The sequence below is a fragment of the Bartonella sp. AD328YNZD genome (assembly GCF_042196425.1).
Genome location: NZ_JBHIQG010000360.1, coordinates 1 through 2,323 on the forward strand (window position 1 = coordinate 1; position 2,323 = coordinate 2,323).

Genomic DNA, 2,323 nt, shown 5'->3' on the forward strand with positions numbered 1-2,323 from the left:
TTATAGAGTGTGAAAGTTCCAGGAATAAAGGAAAGAGGAGGACGGGCAGAAATGGCACCAATTTTAAGTGATGTACCAGCTGGAACAGGTATTGTCACATTCTTCAAATTGATTTTACCTAGAATGCTTACTTCAGATGTTTCGGCTTTTATGGAATGACGGGCTATTTCTTTTCTTACAAAACTGTCAAGATAGGGTTTTGCAATATAAAATCCACCAACCATTATAATTGCCAAGATAGCAACAAATCCAATAATGCAAGTGAGCCAATATCTGAGGTTACTTTGATACCCACTATTAAGATTGACCATTCTTTCTTCTTTCATTTTTATCACTCTTTGAATTGAGAGTGAAGATAAATTCTTTTAAGCAACGACAAAGGTTTAAATATAGCGTGTACCAGTTTCAACAATTATCTACGCTCTATATTAGAGTTATTCTCATCTTTTTTGCAATATAGCTTTATCAACTTTTATCAATTTTCTTTGGGTTCAGCACTTTATAGAAAAGCACGCATAATAAGGAGAGGCAAGTTTATGCGCATCATAATTTTTTATCACTTTAAAATTATCCTAAAATATTTCGATGTCTGCTTTTATCTTGCTGCTGTTTATAGGAATATTTAAAACATAAAAAATATGTTCTTGTTCATTATAATTTAATGGGGAGAGGTAAGTGTTATGACAGAAAATCAAATAATGGCTTTTTCGATCATTGGTCTCATGATGGTTGTTTTTATTTGGGATCGATTTCGTTATGATCTTGTTGCTATTTGTACGTTATTAATAGCTTGTGCTCTTGGTCTTGTCAGTCCGAAGGAAGCTTTTAGCGGTTTTAGTAATGATATCGTTATTATCGTGGGGAGTGTGTTTGTTGTCAGTACGGCCGTATCGCGCTCTGGTATAATGGAATTTATTATTCAACGGGTATGGCCAGATGTGAAATCGGTGCGTCTTCAATTAGCTTTTTTGGTTATTTCTGTTGTCGTGTTATCAATGTTCGTTAAAAACATTGGTGCTTTGGCTATTATGCTTCCGATAGCTTTTCAGTTTGCTCGTCGTTCTCAGGTTTCTCCTTCTGTCTTTTTGATGCCCATGGCCTTTGGTTCTTTATTGGGGGGGCTTATGACACAGATAGGAACATCTCCCAATGTTGTTATTTCAGCGATGCAAGAACGCTTAGCAGGAACACCTTTTACGATGTTTGATTTTACACCAGTTGGTGCGGTTATTGCGACGGCTGGTGTTTTATATTTGGTTCTTTTTTATTGGCTTTTGCCTGTGCGTGTGCGTTCAGGTGTATCGTTTGATGATGCCATTGATATTCGTAATTATGTTGCAGAAGTGCATATTCCAATAAATTCACCGATTGTGGGAAAAAATATTGTTGATTTGGTTAAGCCATCAAGTGGTGATGTTATGGTGATTCAAATCATCAGAAACAAAGTATCTATTTCACCATTACCAGATTTTGTTTTGTCTGAAAATGATATTATTTTGCTGGAAGGATCACATACAGGGTTAGATAGCGTGATGAACTCTGCTCGTTTAGAGTTTTCTAAAGGGCGAACTATTGCTGCAGGTGATAAGGACAGTGATATTGATATTATTGAAGCCGTCATCACCCATAATTCACCTCTTATCGGTATTAGTGCGAAAGAGTTTTCCTTATTTGATCGCTATAATGTAAATTTGCTTGCGTTAAGTCGTCAGCATGAAAGGGTGCGGGGAAGACTTGATGATATTATTTTCCATCTTGGAGATGTGATTGTTTTGCAAGGACAGGATGCAGTTATTCCAAATTTGTTAAGGGAATTGAAATGCTTACCCCTAGCAAAACGAAATATTGTGTTTGGAAATTTACGACATGGTTTTATATCTTTGGCTATTTTATTTATAGCAATTATTTTTACAGCTTTTCATATTGTTCCAGTTGCTTTTTCTTTCTTTTCTGCTGCTGCTGCAATGGTGATCTTTCGTGTTTTGCCAGCGCGTGATTTGTATCAGGCATTAGATGGTCCAATATTAGTACTATTAGCGGCTCTTATTCCAGTGAGTGAAGCGTTAGAGAAAACAGGATGTACGGAGCTCATTGGTCAATGGCTGAGCCAATTGGCAATATTTTTCCCGCCATCCGGTGCTTTAGCGCTTATGTTGGTGACAGCTATGTTGGTTACGCCATTTTTGAATAATGCAGCAACAGTGATGATGGTAGCACCAATTGCGTCAAGTTTTGCTCATTCTCTCCATTATAAGCCTGAAGCTTTTTTAATGGCTGTTGCAATTGGTGCAGGTTGTGAGTTCCTTACACCTATCGGACATCA

Annotated in this window: 1 protein-coding gene and 1 pseudogene; one reads left to right on the forward strand and one right to left on the reverse strand. The window is 37.0% G+C overall.

The annotated features are described in order from the left end of the window. Window positions 1–326 (reverse strand): annotated as a pseudogene (locus ACFIO3_RS11750) (hypothetical protein); the annotation flags it as partial. Between the two features lie 354 nt (window positions 327–680). Between ACFIO3_RS11750 and ACFIO3_RS11755 the strand changes: the two are divergent. Beyond that, a partial coding sequence (locus tag ACFIO3_RS11755) for an SLC13 family permease (protein WP_375704507.1) occupies window positions 681–2,323 on the forward strand: 1,643 nt, incomplete at its 3' end.